This window comes from Amaricoccus solimangrovi (assembly GCF_006385685.1).
In the GTDB taxonomy this organism is placed as follows: domain Bacteria; phylum Pseudomonadota; class Alphaproteobacteria; order Rhodobacterales; family Rhodobacteraceae; genus Amaricoccus; species Amaricoccus solimangrovi.
Genome location: NZ_VFRP01000004.1, coordinates 241614 through 264819 on the forward strand (window position 1 = coordinate 241614; position 23206 = coordinate 264819).

Annotated in this window: 20 protein-coding genes; 9 read left to right on the forward strand and 11 right to left on the reverse strand. The window is 69.3% G+C overall.

The genetic code is table 11. The features are described 5' to 3' along the window. Positions 1 to 171 precede the first annotated feature (171 nt). The 7 genes from secA (at position 172) to FJM51_RS07475 (ending at position 7644) form a co-directional block, all read left to right on the forward strand. Positions 172 to 2949 carry a preprotein translocase subunit SecA gene (secA, locus tag FJM51_RS07445; protein ID WP_140453484.1) on the forward strand — a complete coding sequence of 926 codons (2778 nt, stop codon included), beginning with the start codon at positions 172 to 174 and terminating at the stop codon, positions 2947 to 2949. A gap of 62 nt (positions 2950 to 3011) precedes the next feature. Continuing rightward, positions 3012 to 3587: an HD domain-containing protein gene (locus FJM51_RS07450; protein WP_233713016.1), complete on the forward strand. Its 576-nt coding sequence runs from the start codon at positions 3012 to 3014 to the stop codon at positions 3585 to 3587. Then, on the forward strand, positions 3584 to 3997 hold the full coding sequence (locus FJM51_RS07455) for a DUF1810 domain-containing protein (RefSeq protein ID WP_140453485.1): 414 nt from the start codon (positions 3584 to 3586) through the stop codon (positions 3995 to 3997). The genes FJM51_RS07450 and FJM51_RS07455 overlap by 4 nt, the downstream gene beginning before the upstream one ends. Positions 3998 to 4260: 263 nt before the next feature. Next, positions 4261 to 5175 (forward strand): glycosyltransferase family protein, encoded by a 915-nt coding sequence (locus FJM51_RS07460; protein ID WP_140453486.1) that lies wholly within the window; start codon positions 4261 to 4263, stop codon positions 5173 to 5175. 96 nt (positions 5176 to 5271) lie between these two features. After that, on the forward strand, positions 5272 to 6249 hold the full coding sequence (locus FJM51_RS07465) for an ABC transporter substrate-binding protein (RefSeq protein WP_233713017.1): 978 nt from the start codon (positions 5272 to 5274) through the stop codon (positions 6247 to 6249). Further along, positions 6230 to 7045 carry an ABC transporter permease gene (locus FJM51_RS07470; protein WP_438502749.1) on the forward strand — a complete coding sequence of 272 codons (816 nt, stop codon included), beginning with the start codon at positions 6230 to 6232 and terminating at the stop codon, positions 7043 to 7045. Before FJM51_RS07465 ends, FJM51_RS07470 begins: the two co-directional genes overlap by 20 nt. Then, positions 7030 to 7644: an ATP-binding cassette domain-containing protein gene (locus FJM51_RS07475; protein WP_140453487.1), complete on the forward strand. Its 615-nt coding sequence runs from the start codon at positions 7030 to 7032 to the stop codon at positions 7642 to 7644. The genes FJM51_RS07470 and FJM51_RS07475 overlap by 16 nt, the downstream gene beginning before the upstream one ends. Before the next feature lie 24 nt (positions 7645 to 7668). On the opposite strand, the gene FJM51_RS07480 is transcribed toward FJM51_RS07475, so the two are convergent. The 11 genes from FJM51_RS07480 to FJM51_RS07530 all read right to left on the reverse strand — a co-directional run bounded on the left by FJM51_RS07480 (position 7669) and on the right by FJM51_RS07530 (position 20604). Continuing rightward, positions 7669 to 8355 (reverse strand): RluA family pseudouridine synthase, encoded by a 687-nt coding sequence (locus tag FJM51_RS07480; RefSeq protein ID WP_140453488.1) that lies wholly within the window; start codon positions 8353 to 8355, stop codon positions 7669 to 7671. A gap of 62 nt (positions 8356 to 8417) precedes the next feature. After that, the gene (gene pgi, locus FJM51_RS07485) at positions 8418 to 10019 is read right to left on the reverse strand and encodes a glucose-6-phosphate isomerase (RefSeq protein ID WP_140453489.1); all 1602 of its coding nucleotides are present in this window, start codon (positions 10017 to 10019) and stop codon (positions 8418 to 8420) included. A gap of 5 nt (positions 10020 to 10024) precedes the next feature. Beyond that, positions 10025 to 10666 (reverse strand): bifunctional 4-hydroxy-2-oxoglutarate aldolase/2-dehydro-3-deoxy-phosphogluconate aldolase, encoded by a 642-nt coding sequence (gene eda, locus FJM51_RS07490; protein WP_140453532.1) that lies wholly within the window; start codon positions 10664 to 10666, stop codon positions 10025 to 10027. A gap of 34 nt (positions 10667 to 10700) precedes the next feature. After that, complete coding sequence (edd, locus tag FJM51_RS07495; protein ID WP_140453490.1) at positions 10701 to 12509, reverse strand: phosphogluconate dehydratase; 1809 nt, start codon at positions 12507 to 12509, stop codon at positions 10701 to 10703. A 75-nt stretch (positions 12510 to 12584) separates the two neighbouring features. Further along, a complete protein-coding gene (pgl, locus tag FJM51_RS07500) occupies positions 12585 to 13277 on the reverse strand; it encodes a 6-phosphogluconolactonase (protein ID WP_233713019.1) in 693 nt (230 codons plus the stop codon). Further along, positions 13274 to 14731 (reverse strand): glucose-6-phosphate dehydrogenase, encoded by a 1458-nt coding sequence (gene zwf, locus FJM51_RS07505; protein WP_140453491.1) that lies wholly within the window; start codon positions 14729 to 14731, stop codon positions 13274 to 13276. The genes pgl and zwf overlap by 4 nt, the downstream gene beginning before the upstream one ends. Before the next feature lie 7 nt (positions 14732 to 14738). After that, complete coding sequence (locus FJM51_RS07510) at positions 14739 to 15683, reverse strand: carbohydrate kinase family protein (protein ID WP_140453492.1); 945 nt, start codon at positions 15681 to 15683, stop codon at positions 14739 to 14741. A 109-nt stretch (positions 15684 to 15792) separates the two neighbouring features. Continuing rightward, entirely contained in the window at positions 15793 to 16884 is a 1092-nt protein-coding gene (locus FJM51_RS07515; protein ID WP_140453493.1) for an ABC transporter ATP-binding protein, read from the reverse strand. Between the two features lie 128 nt (positions 16885 to 17012). Then, positions 17013 to 18164, reverse strand: a complete 1152-nt coding sequence (locus tag FJM51_RS07520) for a carbohydrate ABC transporter permease (RefSeq protein WP_140453494.1) — start codon at positions 18162 to 18164, stop codon at positions 17013 to 17015. Between the two features lies 1 nt (position 18165). Further along, the gene (locus tag FJM51_RS07525; protein ID WP_140453495.1) at positions 18166 to 19176 is read right to left on the reverse strand and encodes a carbohydrate ABC transporter permease; all 1011 of its coding nucleotides are present in this window, start codon (positions 19174 to 19176) and stop codon (positions 18166 to 18168) included. A gap of 69 nt (positions 19177 to 19245) precedes the next feature. Next, positions 19246 to 20604: an ABC transporter substrate-binding protein gene (locus FJM51_RS07530; protein WP_140453496.1), complete on the reverse strand. Its 1359-nt coding sequence runs from the start codon at positions 20602 to 20604 to the stop codon at positions 19246 to 19248. A gap of 199 nt (positions 20605 to 20803) precedes the next feature. Here FJM51_RS07530 and FJM51_RS07535 point away from each other — a divergent pair, with 199 nt between their 5' ends. Beyond that, the gene (locus FJM51_RS07535; RefSeq protein ID WP_140453497.1) at positions 20804 to 21823 is read left to right on the forward strand and encodes a substrate-binding domain-containing protein; all 1020 of its coding nucleotides are present in this window, start codon (positions 20804 to 20806) and stop codon (positions 21821 to 21823) included. Positions 21824 to 21882: 59 nt separating this feature from the next. Then, on the forward strand, positions 21883 to 23196 hold the full coding sequence (locus tag FJM51_RS07540; protein WP_181164478.1) for a GH1 family beta-glucosidase: 1314 nt from the start codon (positions 21883 to 21885) through the stop codon (positions 23194 to 23196). Positions 23197 to 23206: the final 10 nt, after the last annotated feature.

Sequence of the window (23206 nt, forward strand, 5' to 3'; positions counted from 1 at the left end):
CGCTTACATCCCTAGCCGGCTGAGCGGGGTCCGACCGCGCGCAGGGCGCAGACTTAGACCGTTCGCATCCAGTGAACAAGCTAGCCCGTCATGACAATTCGGTGGGCTCCGAACCGAGGTCGGCTGACGCATTCGGCGCCCAGGCGCCGGGAGATTTGAGGACAAGGATTCATGCTGGGATTCGGCACGCTTGCCAAGAAGGTGTTCGGAACGCCGAACGACCGCAGGATCAAGTCGGCGCGCCCCCTCGTCGAGCGCATCAACGCGCTGGAGCCGGAGTTCCGCGCCCTCGACGACGACGGGCTCAAGGCCAAGACGGCGGAATTCCGCGACCGGCTCGGCAAGGGCGAGCCTCTCGACGCGCTGCTGCCGGAAGCCTTTGCGAACGCGCGCGAGGCGGCCCGCCGCGCGCTCGGCCTGCGCCCCTTCGACGTGCAGCTGATGGGCGGGATCTTCCTGCATCAGGGCAACATCGCCGAGATGAAGACCGGCGAGGGCAAGACGCTGATGGCGACGCTGCCGGTCTATCTCAACGCGCTGACCGGCCGGGGCGTGCATGTCGTCACCGTGAACGACTACCTCGCCAAGCGTGACGCGGAATGGATGAGCAAGGTCTATCACGCGCTCGGCATGAGCGTCGGCGTCGTCGTGCCGGGGATGCAGGAGCCCGACAAGAAGGTCGCCTACGACGCGGATGTGACCTACGCCACGAATAACGAGCTCGGCTTCGACTATCTGCGCGACAACATGAAGTCGGACCTGGCGCAGGTGCTGCAGCGCGATCACTACTTCGCGATCGTCGACGAGGTCGACTCGATCCTGATCGACGAGGCGCGCACGCCGCTGATCATCTCCGGGCCGAGCCAGGACCGCTCCGAACTCTATGTCGCGGTCGACAAGCTGATCCCCGAGCTGAACGAGACCCATTACGATCTCGACGAGAAGCAGCGCTCCACCACGCTGACCGAGGAAGGCAACGAATATCTCGAGCAGCGGCTGCACGCGCTCGGCCTGCTCGACGCCGAGGCGTCGCTCTACGATCCCGAGAGCACGTCGCTCGTCCATCACGTGACCCAGGCGCTCAGGGCGCATGTGCTCTTCAAGCGGGACAAGGATTACATCGTCCGCGACGGCGAGATCATGCTGATCGACGAGTTCACCGGGCGCATGATGCAGGGCCGCCGCCTCTCCGAGGGGCTGCACCAGGCGATCGAGGCCAAGGAAGGCGTGCAGATCCGGCCCGAGAACGTGACGCTGGCGAGTGTCACCTTCCAGAACTACTTCCGCCTCTACGACAAGCTCGGCGGGATGACGGGCACCGCGGCGACCGAGGCGGACGAGTTCTTCGAGATCTACAAGCTTGGCGTCGTCGAGGTGCCGACCAACAGGCCGGTGATCCGCGAGGACCACGACGATCAGGTCTATCGCACCGCGCGCGAGAAGTACGAGGCGATCGTCACCGAGATCCGGCGCGCGCACGAGGCGGGTCAGCCGATCCTCGTCGGCACGACCTCGATCGAGAAGTCCGAGATGCTCTCGGGCCTGCTGAAACAGGCGAACGTGCCGCACAACGTGCTGAACGCGCGCTATCACGAGCAGGAGGCGCGCATCATCGCCGAGGCGGGCGTGCCGGGCGCGGTGACGATCGCGACGAACATGGCAGGCCGGGGCACCGACATCCAGCTTGGCGGCAACGTCGAGATGCACGTGATCGACGCGCTCGAGGCGGACGAGGACGGCGCCGATCCCGCCGCGATCCGCGAGCGGGTCGAGGCCGAGGTGGCCCAGCGCAAGCAACAGGCGCTCGAGGCCGGCGGGCTCTACGTGCTCGCGACCGAGCGCCACGAGAGCCGGCGCATCGACAACCAGCTCCGCGGCCGCTCCGGCCGGCAGGGCGACCCGGGCCGCACGAACTTCTATCTCAGCCTCGAAGACGACCTGATGCGGATCTTCGGCTCCGACCGGCTCGACTCGATGCTCGGCAAGCTCGGCATGAAGGAAGGCGAGGCGATCGTTCACCCCTGGGTGAACAAGGCGCTCGAAAAGGCCCAGGGCAAGGTCGAGGCGCGCAACTTCGACATCCGCAAGAACCTGCTGAAGTTCGACGACGTGATGAACGACCAGCGCAAGGCGATCTTCGCCCAGCGCCGCGAGATCATGGAGGCGTCCGACCTTTCCGAGGTCGTGCTCGACATGCGCCATCAGGTCATCGACGATCTGGTGCATGAGCACATTCCGCCCCGCGCCTATGCCGATCAGTGGGAGACCGACGGGCTTCGCACGAAGATCCGCGAGACCTTCGGCATCGACGCGCCGATCCCGGACTGGGCCGAGGAGGAAGGCGTCGACGACGAGCAGATCCGCGAGCGGCTGAACCGCGCCGCGGACGATCTGATGCGCGAGAAGCTCGACCGCTACGGCCCGGAGACGATGCGCGCGATCGAGAAGCAGGTGCTTCTGCAGACGATCGACCAGAACTGGCGCGAGCATCTCGTCACGCTCGAACATCTGCGCAGCGTCGTCGGTTTCCGCGGCTATGCCCAGCGCGATCCGCTGAACGAATACAAGTCCGAGGCCTTCCAGCTCTTCGAGGGGCTCCTGAACCGGCTCCGGGTCGAGGTTTCCCGCATGCTCGCGCATGTGCAGGTGATGACCGAGGCCGAGCAGCGGGCGATGATCGCCGAGATGCAGGCCCGCGCCCAGGCGGCGCAGGCGACCCAGATCGAGACCCCCGTGCCCGAGCCGGGCAGCGCGGAAGAGGCGCCGCGGCGCGAGCCGGCGCTCGCCATGGTCGGCGGCGCGGAGGCCGCGGCCCCCGGCACCGCGACGCAGGGCTTCGCGGAAGGGATCGACCCGGGCGACGAAGCGACCTGGACGCGCAGCGGCAGGAACGATCCCTGCCCCTGCGGCTCGGGCAAGAAGTACAAGCACTGCCACGGCCGTTTCTGACCGGTCCCCGGAGGGTCCGGACGGGCGGCCGGGCGACCGGCCCAATCCGGAGGAGCCTTTCCGTGACCCTCACCGACGCGACCGTCGACCGTTACCTGACCTTCTTCCGCGCCGCCGAGGCGCTCAAGGACACGATGCGCAGCGGCCACACCAGCCAGGGCCGCCGCGAGAGCACGGCCGAGCACAGCTGGCGGCTCTGCCTGATGGCGCTGACCCTCGCGCCCGAACTCGAGGGCGTCGACGTCGCCCGGCTGATCGCGCTCCTCATCGTCCATGATCTCGGCGAGGCGATCAGCGGCGACATTCCCGCGCCCGAGCAGACCGGCGACAAGACGGCGGAGGAGCGCCGCGACCTGCTGACGCTGCTCGCCCCCCTGCCCGAAGCGTCGCGCGCGCGCATCCTCGCCTTCTGGGACGAGTACAATGCGATGGCGACGCCCGAGGCGCGGCTCGCGAAGGGGCTCGACCGGCTCGAGACGGTGCTCCAGCACAGCCAGGGCGACAATCCCCCCCAATTCGACATCGGCTTCAACCTCGGCTACGGCCGGGCACAGACCGACGCGCACCCGCTGATCGCGGCGCTTCGCGCGCCCGTGGACGCCGAGACCGAGCGGCTGGCGCGGGAGCGGGCCCGATGAGCGCGGGGCTGGAACGCTTCGTGACCGCCCAGGCGCCGGTCTGGCAGGCGGTCGAGGCCGAACTGGCCGCCGGACGGAAGCGAAGCCACTGGATGTGGTTCATCTTTCCGCAGATCGCCGGACTCGGCCGGAGCGCGACCTCCGTCCATTACGCGCTCGACGACATCGGGGAGGCGCGCGCCTACCTCGCCCATCCGCTGCTCGGCGCGCGGCTTCGCCGGGCGGCGGAACTGATGCTGACGCATCGCGGCCAGCCGGCGGAGCGGATCCTCGGCGGCATCGACGCGGTCAAGCTGCGCTCCTCGATGACGCTCTTCGCCGCCGCTGACCCGTCCGAGCCGCTCTTTCCCGCGGTGCTCGATGCCTTCTTCGAGGGAAGCCCCGACCCCGCGACGCGCGCCCTCATCTGACGCCGCGGCGGGCAACGGTCGCGTTGCTCGCCAAAGCGTTAGGCGGATTCCCCCCCACGGGGTAAGTTTTTCGCGGGTCGCGCCCGCGAATTGTGGCCCCGCCCGGCGGGAGGGTGCTAAGAGGGCTTCGGGAGATCCGGACCCGGTCACGGGTACCTCCAGGGGGAACGCGCGGCGCGGCGTTCTCGCGAGGGAAGAGTTCTTCCGGTGTGGGGTTGTGTAAGGTTCAGGCGGTGGTTGCTCGGTTTTCGACGGTGGCCCTCATGCGCGAGGAGCCCGAGGTCGTGGCGCGTTTCGCCACGTATTATCACGATCTGGGCGCCCGGATGGTGCTCATCTACCACGACGGGCCAGCCGATCATCTGCGGGATCTGAACGACGCCCGGACGACGATCATCGCCTGCGACGATGCCTTCTGGGAGCGGCTCGGTGGCCGGCCGCCCGGGCTCGAGGAACGGCAGGCGGCCGTCTTCGCAAGCGGCATGGCGCGGTGCGAGACGGAGTGGGTCCTGCTCTGCGACGGCGACGAATTCGTCTTCGGAGACCGGCCCGTCGAGCAGTTCCTGGAATGGATCCCGGAGACGGTCGATTCGGTGCGGCTGCGCACGGCCGAGGCGGTCTGGGGCCCGGGGGACGAGGTGGACACGCCCTTCGGCTGCACCTGGTTCCGGGTGCCCTGGACCAATGTCCGGCTCTGGAAGCTGCTGCGGCGGGTGGTCTACGGGAAGCAGTGCCGGTTCCTGCGGCGCGGGCTGGTCGCCCATGTCTCGGGCAAGCAGTTCCTCAGGACCGGCCGCCGCTACACCAATATCGGCAATCACTATTCCGAGCGCGACGGGGTCCAGATCACCGTCTGGGCGCATGACCTCGGCCGCGGCGGCGCGGGCATGTTCCTCGGCCATTTCGACGCGATCGGCTTCCAGCGCTGGCGCCAGAAATGGGCGCAGCGCATCAGCCGCGAGACGCAGACGAGCCGGATGGCCAATACGCGCGCGGCCCAGATGGACGTGATCGCCGCGGCGATGGCGAAGGGCGACGCGGCGACGCGGCGGGTCTTCATGGACCTCTACGCGCTGAACCGCTGGCAGGCGCGCATCCTGAGCACGCTCGGCTACGCCTTCCAGCGCGACATCTTCCGGCGCGCCCGGACCGAGGACGGAGAGCGCCGCCGGCCCTGAGCCGATCCGGGATCGGACCGCGGACCGATACTTTCGTCGGAGGGCCGTTTGCCCGGCGTCACGCCGCGTATAGGTTACGCGCCGTGGGAGGATGACATGAAGAACAACATGGTTGGATTCGCCGCCGCCCTGCTCGGCGCGGCGCTGCTTGGCACGGCCGCGCTGGCCGAGACGCCGGTCCTGCGCATCGCCGCGCAGAAATCCGGCACGGTGAACTGGGAACTCGAGACCATCAAGGATCAGGGGCTCGACGGGAAGAACGGCTTCGACCTCCAGGTGATGGACGTCGCGGCGGGCCCCGCGGGCCAGGTCGCCTTCCAGGGCGGCGAGGCCGATGCGATGGTCACCGACTGGATCTGGGTCGCGCGCCAGCGCGCCGCCGGGGAAGACTATGTCTTCATCCCCTATTCCCGCGCGGTCGGCGGGCTCATGGTCCCGGGGGACAGCCCGGCTAAGACGCTCGCGGACCTCAAGGGCGCGAAGATCGGCGTCGCGGGCGGGCCGCTCGACAAGAGCTGGATCCTGCTGCGCGCCTATTCGCAGAAGGAATACGGTTTCGACCTCGCCGACCAGACCGAGCAGGTCTTCGGCGCCCCGCCGCTGATCGCCGAGGTGGCGGAGCGGGGCGAGGTCGGCGGCGCGATCAACTTCTGGCATTTCCTCGCGAAGATGAAGGTCGCGGGCATGCGCGAGCTGATCGGCGTCTCGGAGGTCGCGGAGGCGCTCGGCCTCGACCCCGACACGCCGCTGCTCGGCTATGTCGTCCGGGGGGAACTGCTGCGTGACCAGCCAGAACTGGTGCATGGCTTCGCCACCGCCTCGCGCGAGGCGAAGGAACTGCTCGCGAGTGATCCCGCCGCCTGGGACCACATCCGCCCGATGATGAACGCCGCGGATGAGGCGCAGTTCGACGCGCTGAAGGCGGGCTTCATCGCCGGCATTCCGGCGGACGGGCCGGTGAACGAGGAGGCCGCCGGCCGGATGCTGGGCCTGATGGCGCGGATCGGCGGCGACGAACTGGTGGGCGGCGCGACGACGTTGCCAAAGGGGCTCTTTGTCCAGCCCGGCAGTTGAGAACCGGGACCGGATCGCACGCCCCCCGGTCCGGAGCGGCGGCCGCCGGGGTGGCGGCCCTTGGGTCGCGCTCGCCTCGATCGCGCTCCTGATCGCGGTCTGGTCGGTCGCGGCGCTGGTCCAGCGCGACCCGCGGATCCTGCCCGGCCCCTGGATCGTCGGCCCGCTGACCTGGCACGAACTCGTCGCCGGCCCCCTGCTGACGGATATCGGCGCGACGCTGCGGCGCGTCGCGCTCTCCTTCCTCATCGCGATGGGGCTCGGCGCCGGGCTCGGGATCGCCATGGGGCGCAGTTCGCGGCTCGACCGCTGGCTCGATCCCTGGCTGATCTTCTTCCTCAACCTGCCCGCGCTGGTGCTGATCGTGCTCGCCTATCTCTGGATCGGGCTGAACGAGACCGCCGCGGTGCTCGCGGTGGCGGCGAACAAGATCCCGACCGTCGTCGTGACGATGCGCGAAGGCGCGCGGGCGCTCGACCCGAAGCTCGCCGACATGGCGCGGGTCTTCCGCATGACCCCGCTCGCGCGGCTCCGCCATGTCGAGGCGCCGCAACTCGCGCCCTATGTCGCGGCGGCGGGCCGGTCGGGGATCGCGCTCATCTGGAAGATCGTGCTGGTCGTCGAATTCCTCGGCCGCTCGAACGGAGTCGGATTCAGGATCCACATGTATTTCCAGCTCTTCGACGTGGCGCGGGTGCTCGCCTATGCGCTCAGCTTCGTCGCGGTCATGCTGCTCATCGAGGCGGCGGTGTTCCGCCCCTGGGAACGCCGGGCGACGCGATGGCGCGCGGGGTGATCGCGCTCGACCTCGCGTCGAAGCATTTCGGCGACCGGCCGGTGCTCGGCCCCATCGCCTTCGCGGTGGCCCCGGGCGAGGCGGTCGCGCTGACCGGCCCCTCGGGCGCGGGCAAGACCACGCTCTTGCGGATCCTCGCCGGACTCGACCGGGATTTCGAGGGATCGCTCAGCGCGCCGGCGCGGATCGCGATGGTGTTCCAGGAGCCGACGCTCCTGCCCTGGCGCGACGCGGCGGCGAACATCATGCTCACCACCGGGGCGGACGCCGCCACCGCCGAACGGCTGCTCGGCGAGGTCGGGCTCGCCGGGCGCGGCGCGGCCTATCCGGGCCAGCTCTCGCTCGGCCAGCAGCGGCGCCTCGCGCTCGCGCGGGCGCTGGCGGCGGAGCCGGAACTGCTGCTGCTCGACGAGCCCTTCGTCTCGCTCGATCCCGCGCTGGTCGAGGAGATGCTGACGCTGACCGAGGCGGTCCTCCGGCGGCGGCGGGCGGCGAGCGTGCTCGTCACCCATTCCCGCGCCGAGGCGGAACGGCTCGCCGACCGGATCGTGACGCTTGGCGGAAGCCCCGCCCGGATCGTGAGCGAGGAGCGTCCGTAGGGCGGACATCTGTCCGCCGCCCCCTCAGAACGGCGCCGCGCTCTCGAAGGCCACATGCGCGCCGCCCTCCGGATGCCGGAAGGCGAGCCGCGCGGCGTGAAGCTGCAGCCGAGGCGCCGCGGCGAGCGCCTCGGGCGGCGCGTAGAACCGGTCGCCGAGGATCGGATGGCCGAGGCTCTTGAGATGCACGCGCAGCTGATGGCTGCGCCCGGTCAGCGGACGCAGCGCCACGCGGGTCGCCGCCGCCTCCCGTTCGAGCACGCGCCATTCGGTGACGGCGGGCTTGCCGCGCTCGTGGCAGACCATCTGCAACGGCCGGTTCGGCCAGTCGCAGATCAGCGGCAGGTCGATCCGGCCTTGGTCCGCCGCCATCAGCCCGGCGACGCGGGCCACATAGGTCTTGCCGACCTGCCGCCGCTCGAACTGCCAGCCGAGATGGCGCTGGGCGAGCTTCGTCCGGGCGAAGACCATCAGCCCCGAGGTGTCGCCGTCGAGCCGGTGGATCAGCAGCGCCTCCGGGAAATCCGCCCGCACCCGCGCCTCGAGGCAATCCTGGGGGCCGGGCGGCTTCGCGGGCACCGAGAGCAGGCCGGAGGGTTTGTCCACGATCAGGATCCCGGCGTCGGCGTGGACCAGGCGATAGGTCTCCGCCGGAGGGTCCGGCGGGGAAGGGCGATACCCGGACGGCAGCAAAGGCTGTCGAATATGCATTTACATATTCCGCGAACTGGGTGCATATCCCCGCCGCTGCGCGGCGATATGCATTTGCATATTCAGGCCCTGAGCGCCGCCAGCGCCCCGAGGAGGCCGGCGGTGGAGCCGTCCTTCGACTCCGCCCCCTCTCCGCCCTTGACCAGCGGCAGGAGCGCGGTGGCGAGTTCCTTGCCGAGCTCCACGCCCCACTGGTCGAAGGAGTTGATGTCCCAGATCACCCCCTCGACGAAGACGCGATGCTCGTAGAGCGCGATGATCCGGCCGAGCGTGTACGGGTCGAGCTTCGCATAGACGAGCGTCGTCGAGGGCCGGTTGCCCGGAAAGACCTTGTGCGGGGCGAGAGCGGGATCCTTCACCGTCTTCTCGGCGGCGGCGAGGTCGCGGCCGCGCATCAGCGCCTCCGACTGCGCGAGGCAATTCGCGATGAGTAGCTCGTGATGCTCGCGCAAGTCCGGCTCGTGCCCGTTCGAGGCGACCATGAATTCGCAGGGGATGACGTTCGTGCCCTGATGGATCAACTGGTAGAAGGCGTGCTGGCCGTTGGTCCCCGGCTCGCCCCAGACGATCGGCCCGGTGGGCTGGCTCACCGGCGAGCCGTCCAGCGTCACGCCCTTGCCGTTCGATTCCATGTCGAGCTGCTGGAGATAGGCCGGCAGCCGGCTGAGGCGCTGGTCGTAGGGCAGCACGGCGCGCGAGGGATAACCCATCACGTCGCGGTGCCAGACGCCGATGAGCCCGAGCAGCACCGGCATGTTCCTCGCCAGCGGCGCCTCCTGGAAATGCCGGTCCATCGCATGGGCGCCGGCGAGGAAGTCGAGGAAGTTCTCTGGACCCACCGCGATCATCACCGGCAGCCCGACCGCGCCCCAGACCGAATAACGCCCGCCGACCCAGTCCCAGAAGCCGAAGACGCGCTCGGGCTCGATGCCGAAGGCCGCGGTCTTGTCGAGCGCGGTCGAGACGGCGGCGAAATGCCGGTCCGCCGCCGCCCCGAGCGACTCCGCCGCCCAGGCCTTCGCGGTTTTCGCATTGGTCATGGTCTCGATCGTGGTGAAGGTCTTCGAGGCCACGATGAAGAGCGTGCGCGCCGGATCGAGGTCGGCCAGCACGTCGTGGATATGCGCGCCATCGACGTTCGAGACGTAATGCGCCTTCGGCCCGTCGGCGTAGGGCGCGAGCGCCAGCGTCGCCATCACCGGCCCGAGGTCGCTGCCGCCGATGCCGATGTTGACCACGTCGGTGAAGGGCCGCCCGTCCGAGGCGGCGATGGAGCCATCGCGGATGCCGCTCGCGAAGGCCGACATCCGGCCCAGCACCTCGTTCACGCCGGGCATCACGTCCTCGCCGTCGACGAGGACCGGCGTGTTCGCGCGGTTGCGGAGCGCGGTGTGCAGCACGGCGCGGTCCTCGGTCACGTTGATCCGCTCGCCCCGGAACATCGCGTCGCGCTTCGTCGCGACCCCCCGGGCCTCGGCGAGTTCGACAAGCGCGGCGAGCGCCGGCGCGTCGATGTTCACCTTGGAGAAGTCGAGCAGCATGTCGCCGAGCGAAACGGAGAACCCCCGGAACCGGTCCGGATCGCCGTCGAACAGCGACATGAGCGAACGCTCCTCCGCCTGCGCGCCCGCGCGCGCCAGCGCCTCCCAGATCCTGTCGGCCATCTGACTTATCCCTTGAGCTTGCTCGCTTCGCGCGCGAGCGCCTCGATCTCGTCCCACTTGCCGCCCGCCATCAGGGCCTTGTCGCAGACCCAGGAGCCGCCGACGCACATCACGTTCGGAAGCGAGAGATAGGAGGCGGCGTTCTTGGGGCTGACACCCCCGGTGGGGCAATAGTTCATCTGCGGCAGCGGGCCATTGAACGCCTTCAGCGCCGGCGCGCCGCCGTTTACCTCGGCGGGGAAGAACTTCGCCACGTCATAGCCGCGCGAGAGCATGAACATCGCTTCCGAGATCGTCGCCGTACCGCCGAGCAGCGGTAGTTCCGCCTCCTCGCAGGCATCAAGCAGTTCGTCGGTGACGCCGGGCGAGACCCCGAATTCCGCGCCGGCCTCCTTCGCGGCCCTTACGTCATCGGGCGTCAGCAGCGTTCCCGCGCCGACGATGCCGCCCGAGACCTGCTTCATCGCCTTCACGACGTCGAGCGCCACGGGCGTCCGGAGCGTCACCTCGAGCACCGGCAGCCCGCCCGCGACCAGCGCGGTGGCGAGCGGCACGGCATGGGCGAGGTCGTCCACGACGATCACGGGGACCACGGGCGCGAGGCCGCAGATCTCCTTGGCAAAGGCCGATGCGTCCTTCGGTGTCATGACCATGGCCGGTCCTCCTTCGGGTATCAGGGTCTCAGAACAGCGGCGAGGCGCCGAGCTCGGCCGCGCCGACGTTGGCGCGGAAGGCCGCGAAGAGCTCGCGCCCGACGCCGTGCTGGTTGTGCGTGAGGTCGGGATGGCGCACCGGCCGGTCGAGCGCGCCCGGCGTCAGCACGTCGAGCGTGCCCTTCACCGCGTCGACCCGGATCAGGTCGCCGTCCGCGATCCGGGCGAGCGGCCCGCCATCGAGGGCCTCGGGGCTCACATGGATCGCGGAGGGCACCTTGCCCGACGCGCCCGACATGCGCCCGTCGGTCACCAGCGCGACGCGGAGCCCCTTGTCCTGCAGCACCGCGAGCACCGGCGTCAGGCTGTGCAGTTCCGGCATCCCGTTCGCCTTCGGCCCCTGGAAGCGGACGATGACCACGGTGTCGGTGGTGAACTCGCCCGCCTTGAAGGCGCGCTTCACCTCCTCCTGATCCTCGAACACCCGCGCCGGGGCCTCGATCACATGCCGCTCCGGCGCGACGGCGGAGACCTTCATGACGCCGGTGCCGAGATTGCCGCCGAGCCGCTTCACGCCGCCGGTCGGCTGGAACGGATCGGAGGCCGGGCGCAGGATCTTGTCGTTCAGCGTCTCGCCCGCGCCGGCCTCCCAGGTGAGCGCGCCGTCGATCAGCTTCGGCTCCTGGGTATAGCGCGCGAGCCCGTCGCCCGCGACGGTGCGGGTGTCGTCATGCAGCAGCCCCGCGTCAAGCAGCTCGCCGATCATGTAGCCCAGGCCCCCCGCGGCGTGGAAATGGTTCACGTCCGCGAGCCCGTTCGGATAGACCCGCGCCATCAGCGGCGTGACGTCGGAGAGCTCGGCGAAATCCTCCCAGTCGAGCAGCACGCCCGCGGCGCGCGCCATCGCGATCAGGTGGATGAGCAGGTTGGTGGAGCCGCCGGTGGCGTTGAGCCCGACGATCCCGTTCACGAAGGCGCGCTCGTCGAGCACGTCGCAGACCGGCGTGTACTGGTTGCCGAGCGCCGAGATCGCCATCGCGCGCCGCGCGCCCTCCACGGTGAGCGCCTCGCGGAGCGGCGTGTTCGGGTTCACGAAGGAGGCGCCGGGCAGGTGCAGGCCCATGAACTCCATCAGCATCTGGTTCGTGTTCGCCGTGCCGTAGAAGGTGCAGGTGCCCGGCCCGTGGTAGGAGGCCATCTCCGCCTCCATCAGCTTGTCGCGCCCGACCTCGCCGGTCGCGAACTGCTGGCGGACCTTCGACTTCTGGTCGTTGGGGATGCCGGACGTCATCGGCCCGGCGGGCAGGAACACCGCCGGCAGATGGCCGAAGGTCGCCGCGGCGATCACGAGGCCCGGAACGATCTTGTCGCAGACGCCGAGATAGACGGTCGTGTCGAACACGTCGTGGCTGAGCGCGATCGCCGAGGCCATCGCGATCACGTCGCGCGAGAAGAGCGAGAGTTCCATCCCCGCCTGCCCCTGGGTCACGCCGTCGCACATCGCCGGCACCCCGCCCGCGACCTGCGCCGTGCCGCCCGCCTCGCGCGCGGCGCGGCGGATCAGCTCGGGGAAATGCTCGTAGGGCTGATGCGCCGAAAGCATGTCGTTGTAGGCGGTGACGATGCCGAGATTGCCGGCCGTGCCGGTGGCGAGCGCCGCCTTGTCGCCCTCTGGCATCGCCGCGTAGGCGTGCGCCTGGTTGCCGCAGGTCAGATGGGCGCGCTTCGGCCCCTCGTCCCGCGCCCGGGCCATCCGGTCGAGATAGGGGCGGCGCACCGGCGCGGAACGATCGACGATGCGCTGGGTCACGCGGGCGATGGTGGCATGCAAGGACATGAGGCTCCCTCCTCCGGGTCGGGTTGGGGATCCGGCGGGACGCGCCGCGCGGAGCGGCACGTGGCGCCGGGAGGATCAATCGGCGTAGTGGACGGTCACGGGACAGGGCGCGTCGAGGATCGCGCGGATCGGCGCCTCCTCCGCCGGCCCCGGCGCGAGCGCGCGGTCGAGCGCGGCGAGCTTCTCCGCCCCCGTCAGCAGGATATGGATCACGCCCGAGCCCCGGAGCACCGGGGCGGAGAGCGTCAGCCGCGCCTCCGGCTGGCCGGGCGGATGCATCGCGACGACATCGGGCGCGGTGCCGGCCAGCGCCGCGGCGAGTTCGGGCGTGCCCGGAAAGAGCGAGGCCGTATGCATGTCCGCGCCCATGCCGAGCACCGTCACGTCGAGCGGCAGCGCCTCGGCCACCCGCTCGCGCACCGTGTCGAGCAGGAAGTCGGCCCCGCCGATCGCATGGAACCGGAGCAGGTTCGCCCCCGCCGCCGCGTTCCGCATCAGCGTCTCGCGCAGGAGCCGCGTGTTCGACCGTTCGCTGTATTCCGGCACCACGCGCTCGTCGGTCAGCATCACGGTGATCTCGGGCCAGTCGAGATCGGCCTCCGACAGCGCCGTCAGGAAGGGGCCGGGCGTCGTTCCGCCCGGCACGGCGAGCGAGGCGCGTCCCTTCGACGCGTGCGCCGCGCGCAGCTGGTCCCCGACGAGTTCCGCGAGGCCGCGCATCAGCGTGTCCCGGTCGGGGTAGAGCTGGCGCGCGACGTCCCGGCTCACGCCTCGATCTCCCGCCAGAGATGCCCGTCGGAGCTCGTCAGCTTGTAGGACTGGATCGGCCCCGCGCTGCCCTGGTCGTAAGGCAGCGGCTTGGTGCCGGCGTCGTCCCAGGCGCGGATGATCGGATCGGTCCAGGCCCAGGCCGCCTCGACCTCGTCGCCGCGCATGAAGAGCGTCTGGTCGCCCCGGATCACGTCCATGATCAGCCGCTCGTAGGCCTCCGGCATCAGCCCGTCGGCGCCGAGCGCCTCGGCGAAGGTCATGTCGAGCGGCACCTCGGTCAGGCGCATCCCGCCCTGGCCCGGCTCCTTGATCGTCACGCGCAGCGTGATGCCCTCGTTCGGCTGCAGCCTTATGATGAGCGCGTTGCCCCGGTGATGCTCGACCTGCGGGAAGATCGTGTGCGGCGGCGCCTTGAACACCACCGCGATCTCGGAGAAGCGCGAGCCGAGCTTCTTGCCGGTCCTGAGGTAGAAGGGCGTGCCCGCCCAGCGCCAGTTCGAGATATGCACCTTCAGCGCGACGAAGCTCTCGGTATGGCTGTTCGGATCGCCGACATGGTCGAGATAGCCGCCCTCCTTGCTGCTCGGCCGGTACTGGCCGCGCACCGTGTCGCCGATCGTCAGCGGCTCCAGCGCGCGGATCACCTTGAGCTTCTCGTCGCGCACCGCGTCCGGGTCGAATTTCGACGGCGGCTCCATCGCGGTCAGGCAGAGGAGCTGCATCATGTGGTTCTGCACCATGTCCCGCATGGCGCCGGACTTGTCGTAATAGGCGCCGCGGCCTGCGACGCCGATCGATTCCGCGACCGTGATCTGCACATGATCGACGTAGTTCGAGTTCCACAAGGGCTCGAAGAGCGCGTTGCCGAAGCGGATCGCCATCAGGTTCTGGACGGTTTCCTTGCCCAGGTAATGGTCGATCCGGTAGATCTGGTGCTCGTCGAAATTCCGCGACAGCTGCGCGTTCAGCGCCTTCGCCGAGGCGAGATCCTTGCCGAGCGGCTTCTCGACCACGATCCGGCTCGCCGGCGTCGCGATCCCGTGCTTCGCCAGCCGGTCGGAAATGTCGCCGAAGAGCGCGGGCGCCACCGAGAGATAGAAGGCGCGGATGTGGTCCGGCTTCTCGTCGAGCTTCTTCGCGAGCGTGCCCCAGCCGTTGTCGCCGGTCGCATCCACCGTCACGTAGTCGAGCCCGTTGATGAATTCCTCGACCAGCGCCTTGTCGAGCCCGGCCTCGCCGATGAATTCCAGGAGCGCGTCGCTCACCTCCTTGCGGAATTCGGCCCGGCTCATCTTCGCGCGCGCGGCGCCGATGATGCGCGCCCCGGCGGGGATCTGATGCACCGCGAGGCGGCGATAGAGGCTCGGCAGGATCTTGCGGCGGGCAAGGTCGCCGGTGGCGCCGAAGATGACGAGATCGAACGGCTGGACGGGGATGACGGTCGAGACCAAGGCGGGCTTATCCTTGTGAGGCTGCGAGCAGGTCGGCGGCGCGAGGCAGGTCGGCTCCGCGCCGGGAACAGGTGATGGCCGCGGCGCGCGCGGCGTAGTCGAGCAGTTCCGCCAGCGCCGGGGTGTCGAGCCCGTCGAGCGCGGCGAGCGCGCCCTCCGGGCGCTGGATCAGCCGCGCGATCAGCGCGGCCTGGAAGGTATCGCCGGCACCGACCGTGTCGATCACCCGGACCCTGGGCGGCGTCGCCGAGGCCCTGAGGCCCGAGCGGGTCCAGCCATGCGCCGCCTCGCCGCCGTCGGTCACGACGACGAGCCGGACGCCATCGGCGAGTCGCGCCTCGGCGAAGATCTCCGGCTTCATCCCGGGATGCAACAGTTCGAGATCCTCCGCGCTGATCTTGAGCAGCGCCACATGCGGATAGAGCGCGCCGAGCCGCTCCCGCCAGACGTCCATGTCCGGCTCCACATTGGTACGAATGTTCGGATCGAGCGTGACGAAGCCGCCGCTCCGCGCGCGGGCGAGCCCGGCGAAGGCATCCGCGGTCGGCGGCGCCGCCAGCGAATAGGAGCCGAAATGCACGCCCTCGACCTCGGGCCCGAGCGCGGGCAGATCCTCCGGCCGCACGCCGGTATCGGCGGAGCCGTTCTTGTAGAACTGGTAGGCCGGCACCCCCTCGGCGTCGAGCCCGACGAGGCTCAGCGTCGTCGGCCGGTCCGTCGGGATCGCATAGGCGGTCGACACCCCCTCGTCGCGCAGCACCCGCGCCAGCCGCTGGCCGAGCAGATCGGTCGAAAGCCCGGTCAGCAGCCCCGAATCCGACCCGAGCCGCCGGACCCCGATCGCGACGTTGAAGGGCGAGCCGCCGGCGCGGGCCGCGTAGGTGGCGGCGGCCGGACCGTCCTCGGTCTCGAGGAAGAAGTCGAACAGCGCCTCGCCGCAAACAAGAAACATTGTCTCAATCCCTGCTGGTCGCGCGCGCGGCGGCCGGGGGTGGGTCGCTGGCCCGGAGCCTCGCGCATGGACCCGTTCCGCGCAACCGCGAACCGCCCGCGCGCTGTCGTCACCGGTAGAGGTACGACTTTTCCTCGGCGTCGAACAGATGCAGCTTGGCGGGATCCGCGGAAAGCCGGGCCGTCTGGCCGCGTCCGAGCCGGTGGATGCCCGGCAGCTTGGCAATGATCGGATCCGCGCCGCCCTCCGGCGTGAAATAGAGCAGCGTCGTCTCGCCCAGCGCCTCGACGATCGAGATCTCCCCGGAATAGAGCGCGGGTCCGTCGGTCAGCGTCAGGTCCTCGGGCCGGACCCCGAGCTTCACGACGCTCCCGACATCCTCCGCGCGCCCGGGGATCGGCACCGCGACCGCGCCGCCGCCCTCGATCTCGACCGTCGTGCCGTCGGGCCCGGCGGCGGTGACGCGGGCGGGGAACATGTTCATCGCCGGCGAGCCGATGAAGCGCGCGACGAAGACATTCGCCGGCCGCTCGTAAAGCTCGAGCGGGGTGCCCACCTGCTCGATGTCGCCCCCGTGCAGCACCACGATCCGGCTCGCGAGCGTCATCGCCTCCACCTGGTCGTGGGTGACGTAGATCATCGTCGATTCGGGCATGTTGTCCTTGAGCTGCGCGATCTCGATCCGCGTCGCGACCCTGAGCGCGGCGTCGAGATTGGAGAGCGGCTCGTCGAAGAGGAACACCTTCGGATCGCGCACGATCGCCCGCCCGATCGCGACCCGCTGCCGCTGCCCGCCCGAGAGCGCCTTCGGCAGCCGGTCGAGATAGGGCGTGAGTTGCAGGATGCGCGCGGCGTTCTCGACCGCCTTGTCGATCTCGCCCTTCGGCCGTTTCGCGATCTTCATCCCGAAGGCCATGTTGTCGCGTACCGTCATGTGCGGGTAAAGCGCGTAGGACTGGAACACCATCGCGATGCCGCGCTGCGCCGGCGGCACCTCGTTCATCCGCGCCCCGCCGATCTCGAGCGTCCCGCCCGAGATCTTCTCGAGCCCGGCGATCATCCGGAGCAGCGTGGACTTGCCGCAGCCCGAGGGCCCGACAAAGACGACCAGCTCGCCCTTCTCGATGTCGAGATTGATGTTCCGGAGCACCTCCACCGAACCATACGACTTGCTCACTTCAGTCAGGGTGACGGCCGACATTCCCGAGACTCCCTATCCTGTCACGCGTTCGGCGAAGACCGCCCGGCAGGGCGGCGCGGCCGCCCCGCTTGTCGAGGCCGCCTGGCAAAAACCGCGAATGATCCCCGCGTTTCGGCGTCCATCCGGCGTCACCCTCCCTTCACCGATCCCGCGAGCAGGCCGCGGACGAGGTAGCGTTGCAGGGTGAAGAAGACGAGGAGCGGCACGACGATGGTGATGAAGGCGGAGGCGGTCAGGATCTCCCAGTTGCCGCCCCGGCTGCCGAGCAGGTTCACGAGCCGGCCGGTCAGCACCAGGCTCTCGTCCTGCGCGCCGAGGAAGACGATCGCCACCAAGAGGTCGTTCCAGACCCAGAGGAACTGGAAGATCGCGAAGGAAGCGAGCGCGGGGAAGCTGAGCGGCAGGATGATCTTCGTGAAGATCTCGAAATCGGAGGCACCGTCCACGCGCGCGGATTCCAGCACCTCCCGCGGCAGCCCGGCCATGTAGTTACGCAGCAGGTAGATCGCGAGCGGCATGCCGAAGCCGGTATGGGCGAGCCAGATCCCGAGATAGGTCTTGGCCGGCACGCCGAAGACCTCCGCGACGCCGTTGTAGAGCCGGAGCAGCGGGATGAGCGACATCTGGAGCGGCACGACCAGAAGACCGACCACGGCCGCGATCAGCAGCGCGCGGCCCGGAAACTCCATCCAGGCGAGCGCGTAGGCGGCGAAGGCCGCGATCAGGATCGGGATGATCGTCGCCGGAACCGCCACGGTCAGCGAGTTGACGAAGGACCGCCCGATCCCCTCGGAGCGCAGCACCTCGCGGTAGTTGTCGAGCGTGAAACGCGGCGGCTGCTCCGCCGTCACGAAGACGCGCTGGCCGCGCTTGGACTCGAAGGGGACCGGGGATTCTAGGCGATAGGCGCCGTCCTCGCCCACGGTCAGCGTGGCGCCGTCGCCGAGATCCGCCGCGGCGCCGGCCTCGTAGGCTTCCGGCTCGCGGCTCGTGGTGCCGAAGGCGGAGACGCGGCCGGCCGTGTCCCCGAGCAGGTTGCCGGTGATCACGTAGACGCCGTTCTCCTCCTTCTGGTCCGGCGCCGCGCCGGTGCGCCCCTGCAGGCTCTGCGAGGAGGAGGACAGCGCGGTCCACCAGCCGGAGACGGCGAGCTGGTCCTTGTCGCGCAGCGAGGAGATGAAGAGCCCGGCCGTCGGCAGCGTCCAGAGCGCGACGAGCAGGAGCACGGTCAGATGCGTGACGAGGGTGAGCGGCGATTTCGTCGCGGGTGTCGCCTCCATCTCAGTGCCCCTTCATCTCGGCGTTCGCGCGGCGGATGTTCCAGACCATGATCGGGATCACCAGCACCATGATCACGACGGCGATGGCCGCGCCCCGGCCGAAGTCGCCGCCACCGCGGAACATCCAGTCGAACATCAGGTTGGCGAGCACCTGCGTGCGCCACTGGCCGTTGGTCATCGCCAGCACGATGTCGAAGACCTTCAGCACCAGGATCGTGATCGTGGTCCAGACGACAGCGATCGTGCCCCAGATCTGGGGCATCTTGATCCTGAAGAAGATCTGGATCGGGTTCGCCCCGTCGAGCACCGCCGCCTCCACCGTCTCCTCCGGGATGCCGCGCAGCGCGGCGGAGAGGATGACCATGGCGAAGCCGGTCTGGATCCAGACGAGGATCACCATCAGGAAGAAGTTGTTCCAGAACGGGATCGTCAGCCAGGCCTGCGGATCGCCGCCGAACCAGGTGACGAGCGCGTTCAGGATGCCGATCTGCGGTTCGCCCGGGGCGCGGTAGTCGTAGATGAACTTCCAGATCACCGAGGCGCCCACGAAGGAGATCGCCATCGGCATGAAGATCAGCGACTTCGCGATGTTGCCCCACCAGATCCGGTCCGTGAGCGCCGCCGCCGCGAGGCCGAAGCCGGTCGCCGCCGCCGGTACGACGAGAAGCCAGAGCATGTTGTTGAACATCGACTCGCGAAAGCCCGGGTCGTTCAGCATCCAGACGTAGTTCGACAGGCCGACGAAGTTCTGGCCGGACCGGTCATGGAGCGACAGCCAGACGGATTCGATCACCGGATAGACAAGGTAGATCCCGAGCGCGAGGATCGCCGGCGCGAGGAACAGCCAGGGCCGGATCAGGTTCGCGCGGTTGATGTTGCGCCCGGCCCTCACGGGATCGGGGCCGCGCCCGGGCAGGAGCGTGTCGAGCACCAGATTGGAGACGTAGAAATAGCCGGCGCATCCGACGACGCCGATCACCACCGTGCCGAGCGCCCAGAACAGCTGTTGCATGCCGAGACTCCCCTCGCTCCCGGACCCGGGCCCGCGCGCGCGGGGCCGGGGTCGCCGCGTTCCGGCGGGTTACTTGATCGCCTGCCAGGCGTTCTGGATCTTCGTCGCCGCGTCCTCGGCCGAGGCGCCGCCGACGAAATCGACCATGCCGGTCCAGAAGGCGCCCGCGCCGATCGCCCCCGGCATCAGGTCGGACCCGTCGAAGCCGAAGGTCGTGGCCTCGGTCAGGATCTGCCCCTCCGCGCGCAACAGGTCGTTGGCGTAGGCTTCGGGATTGGCCGCCTTGTAGGGCGTCAGGAAGCCCGACTGCGCCATCCAGACCTCATGAGCGATCGGAGTCTCGAGCCATTCGATGAAGGCGCGCGCGGCCGGCGTATCGCGGGTGATCATCGCGAAGGTGCCCGCGCCGAGCACCGGCTTGCCGAGTTCCGGCTTGCTCGCATAGGGGGGGAAGTAGAAGAAGTCGAAGTCCAGGCCCGCCTCGACCCCCTGCGGGAAGAAGGTCGGGATGAAGGACGCCTGGTGGTGCAGGTAGCATTTCGGCGGCGAGGAAAACAGGCCGGCCGGGCTCTCGCGGAAGTCGGTCGCGCCCACCGCCTGGACCCCGCCCGCCACGAAGTCGTCGTTCTTCGCGAACCAGCCGAAATCCTCGATCGCCGCGACCACGCGCGGATCGTTGAACGGGATCTCGTTCGTCGTCCATTGCTGGTAGACATCCTCCGGCTGCTCGCGCAGCATCAGATCCTCGACCCAGTCGGTCGCGGGCCAGCCCGTCGCCCCGCCCGAGCCGAGGCCGATGCACCAGGGCGTGCCGCCGTCGGCGACGATCTGCTCGGTCAGCGCCTTGAGATCCTCCATCGTCTCGGGAACCTCGTAGCCCGCCTCGTCGAAATTGTCGGGCGAGTACCAGACGAGCGACTTCAGATCGGCCTTGTAGGGAAAGGCGTAGAAAGCATCCGACGCGTCCGGACCCTCGTAGGTGCCGAGCTTCACCCAGGAGGCGCCGGCGGCGTAGTTGTTCTCGATGAAATCGCGCGGCCCGTCGCCGAGCGGGATCAGCCGCCCCTTCCGCGCGAGATCCGCGATCAGGCCGGGCTGCGGCAGGATCGCGATGTCGGGCGGGCTGCCCGCCTCGGTGTCGATCACGATCTGCTGCTCGTAATTCTCGGATGACGAGTAACGCACATCCGCCCCGGTCGCCGCGACGAAATAGGCCAGCATGTGCTCGACCAGCGTCTGGTCGTCGCCGCGCCAGGGGCCGAAGATCGTCAGCGTCTGGCCGTCGAGCTTGTGGCTCGCCGCGAAGTCGTCGTAGCTCTGCCAGTTGAAGCGCGCGTCCTCGCCCGGCTTGAACATGAGATCCTGCGCGACCGCCTGGGACGCGACCAAGGCGATCCCGGCCGCGCCGACCCAAAGCGAAACCCTCATGAATACCTCCCCGCTTGCCGCCCCGAGGGGCGGCCGAACGCGCCCGAACCGTTGCCCGGCTTCAAAGCGCTTTGGACCCTGGCACGATGCGGTGAGCCATCGCGGCTGTCAAGCGGGGAAACCGGCCTCACAAATTATGCATTGCCAGCGGAACACATCTGGTTCAGGACTCAAAGCGCTTCGGATAGAAGGGCGCCCGATGAACCTCAAGGAGCTGGCCTCGCTCTTGAACCTGTCCACCACGACGGTGAGCCGGGCGCTGAACGGCTATCCGGAGGTGAACGCCGAAACCCGGGAGCGCGTGGTCGCCGCGGCGCGCCGGCATGGCTACGCGCCGAATCAGGGCGCCCGGCGCCTCGCGACCGGCCGCGCGCATGCGATCGGCCATGTGATCCCCCTCGCCCGGCACCAGATGATCAACCCGATCTTCGCCGAGTTCATCTCCGGCGCCGGGGAGACCTATTCGATCGCCGGCTACGACATGATCGCGTCGGTTGTCCCGGAAGCCGACGAAGCCGACGCCTACCGGGCGATGATCGCGCAGCGCAAGGTGGACGGAATCCTCGTGCACACGCCGCGCCTGCTCGACCCGCGGATCGACCTGCTGTCCGGATTCAGCCTCCCCTTCCTGATGCACGGCCGCGATTCGCGGCCCGAGCGGGACTATTGCTGGATCGACATCAACAACCGCCGCGCCTTCCTGCGCGCGACCGATCTGCTGCTCGACCTCGGGCACCGGCGGATCGGCTTCCTGAACGGCATGGAACATCTCAACTTCGCCCAGCGCCGGCGCTCGGGCTATTGCGCCGCGTTGACGGCGCGCGACATCGCGCCCGATCCCGATCTGATGCGCCACGCGGAAATGACGGAAGCCTATGGCTACGACGGCGTGCGCGAGATGCTGGGCCTGCCCGATCCGCCGACGGCCTTCCTCGCCTCCTCGATCATTACCGCCTTCGGCGCCCTGCGCGCGGTGAGCGAGGCGGGCCTCAGGCTCGGCGCCGACATCTCCATCGTGACCCATGACGACGAACTGTCGCACATGTCGAACGCGGGGCCGGTGCCGCTCTTCACCGCCACGCGCTCCTCGATCCGCGCCGCCGGCCGGCGCGCCGCCGAGATGCTCATCGCCCTGATCGAACAGCCCGGGGCCGCGACGCGGAGCGAGCTCTGGGAAGCCGACCTGACCATCGGCCGGTCGACCGGACCGCGCGTCTGACCCGAGAAGGAGGAAACCGGATGGAAGAGACGATGGCGCCCGAAAACGTTACCGAGGGGCTGGGCTTCACGCGGGAGGACTTTCCGCCGGGCTTTCTCTTCGGGGCGGCGACCTCCGCCTATCAGATCGAAGGCACCCGCCACGGCGGCGCCGGGATCTGCGAATGGGACACGTTCGCCGCGACTCCCGGCAATGTCGTGAACGCCGAGGACGGGTCTCGCGGCTGCGACCACTATCACCGCTGGCCCGAGGATCTCGACCTGATGCGCGACGCGGGGCTGGACGCCTATCGCTTCTCGATCTCCTGGTCGCGAGTGATGCCGGAGGGCCGCGGCCGGGTGAACGCTGCGGGGCTCGACTTCTACGACCGGCTGCTCGACGGCATGGTCGAGCGCGGGCTGAGCCCCTGGGCGACGCTCTATCACTGGGAACTGCCCGCCGCGCTCGCCGATCTCGGCGGCTGGCGCAACCGCGACATCGCGGACTGGTTCGCCGATTACGTCGACGTGGTGATGCGCCGCCTCGGCGACCGGATCGACGGGGCGGCGCCGATCAACGAACCCTGGTGCGTCGCCTGGCTCAGCCATTTCATCGGCCAGCATGCGCCGGGTCTGCGCGACATCCGCGCCACCGCGCGCGCGATGCACCATGTGCTCCTCGGGCACGGCCGGGCGATCCAGGCGATGCGCGCCCTCGGCCAGACCAATCTCGGCGCGGTGATGAATCTCGAATTCGCCCAACCCGCCGACGACGGCCCCGAGGCGGCGGCGGCGGCCCGGACCTACGACGCGATCTACAACCGCTGGTTTCTCGGCGGCGTGCTGGAACGCCGCTATCCGGAGGAGGCGCTGGCGGGCCTCGGGCCGCACATGCCGAAGGGCTGGGAGCAGGATCTCGACCTGATCGCGGCGCCGCTCGACTGGATCGGCATCAACTACTACACCCGCAAGCTGATCGCCCCCGCGCCCGGCCCCTGGCCCGCGCTGCGCGAGGTCCCCGGGCCGCTCCCCAGGACCGACATGGGCTGGGAGATCTATCCGGACGGGATCCGCCACTTCCTGAAACGGGTGAACGCCCTCGTGCCGGCGGGGACGCGGATCTACGTGACCGAGAACGGCATGGCCGCGTCGGAGCCGCGCGAGGATCTCTCGCGCATCGGCTATCTCCGCGACCACCTCGCCGCCCTACGCCGCGCAATGGCCGAGGGGGCGCGGCTCGATGGCTATTTCACCTGGTCGCTGCTCGACAATTACGAATGGTCGCTCGGCTACGGCAAGCGCTTCGGCCTCGTCCATGTCGATTTCGACACGATGGAGCGCACCCCGAAGGCAAGCTGGCACGCGCTTCGCGCCGCGCTGACGCCGGCCGGCTGAGCCCCCCGCG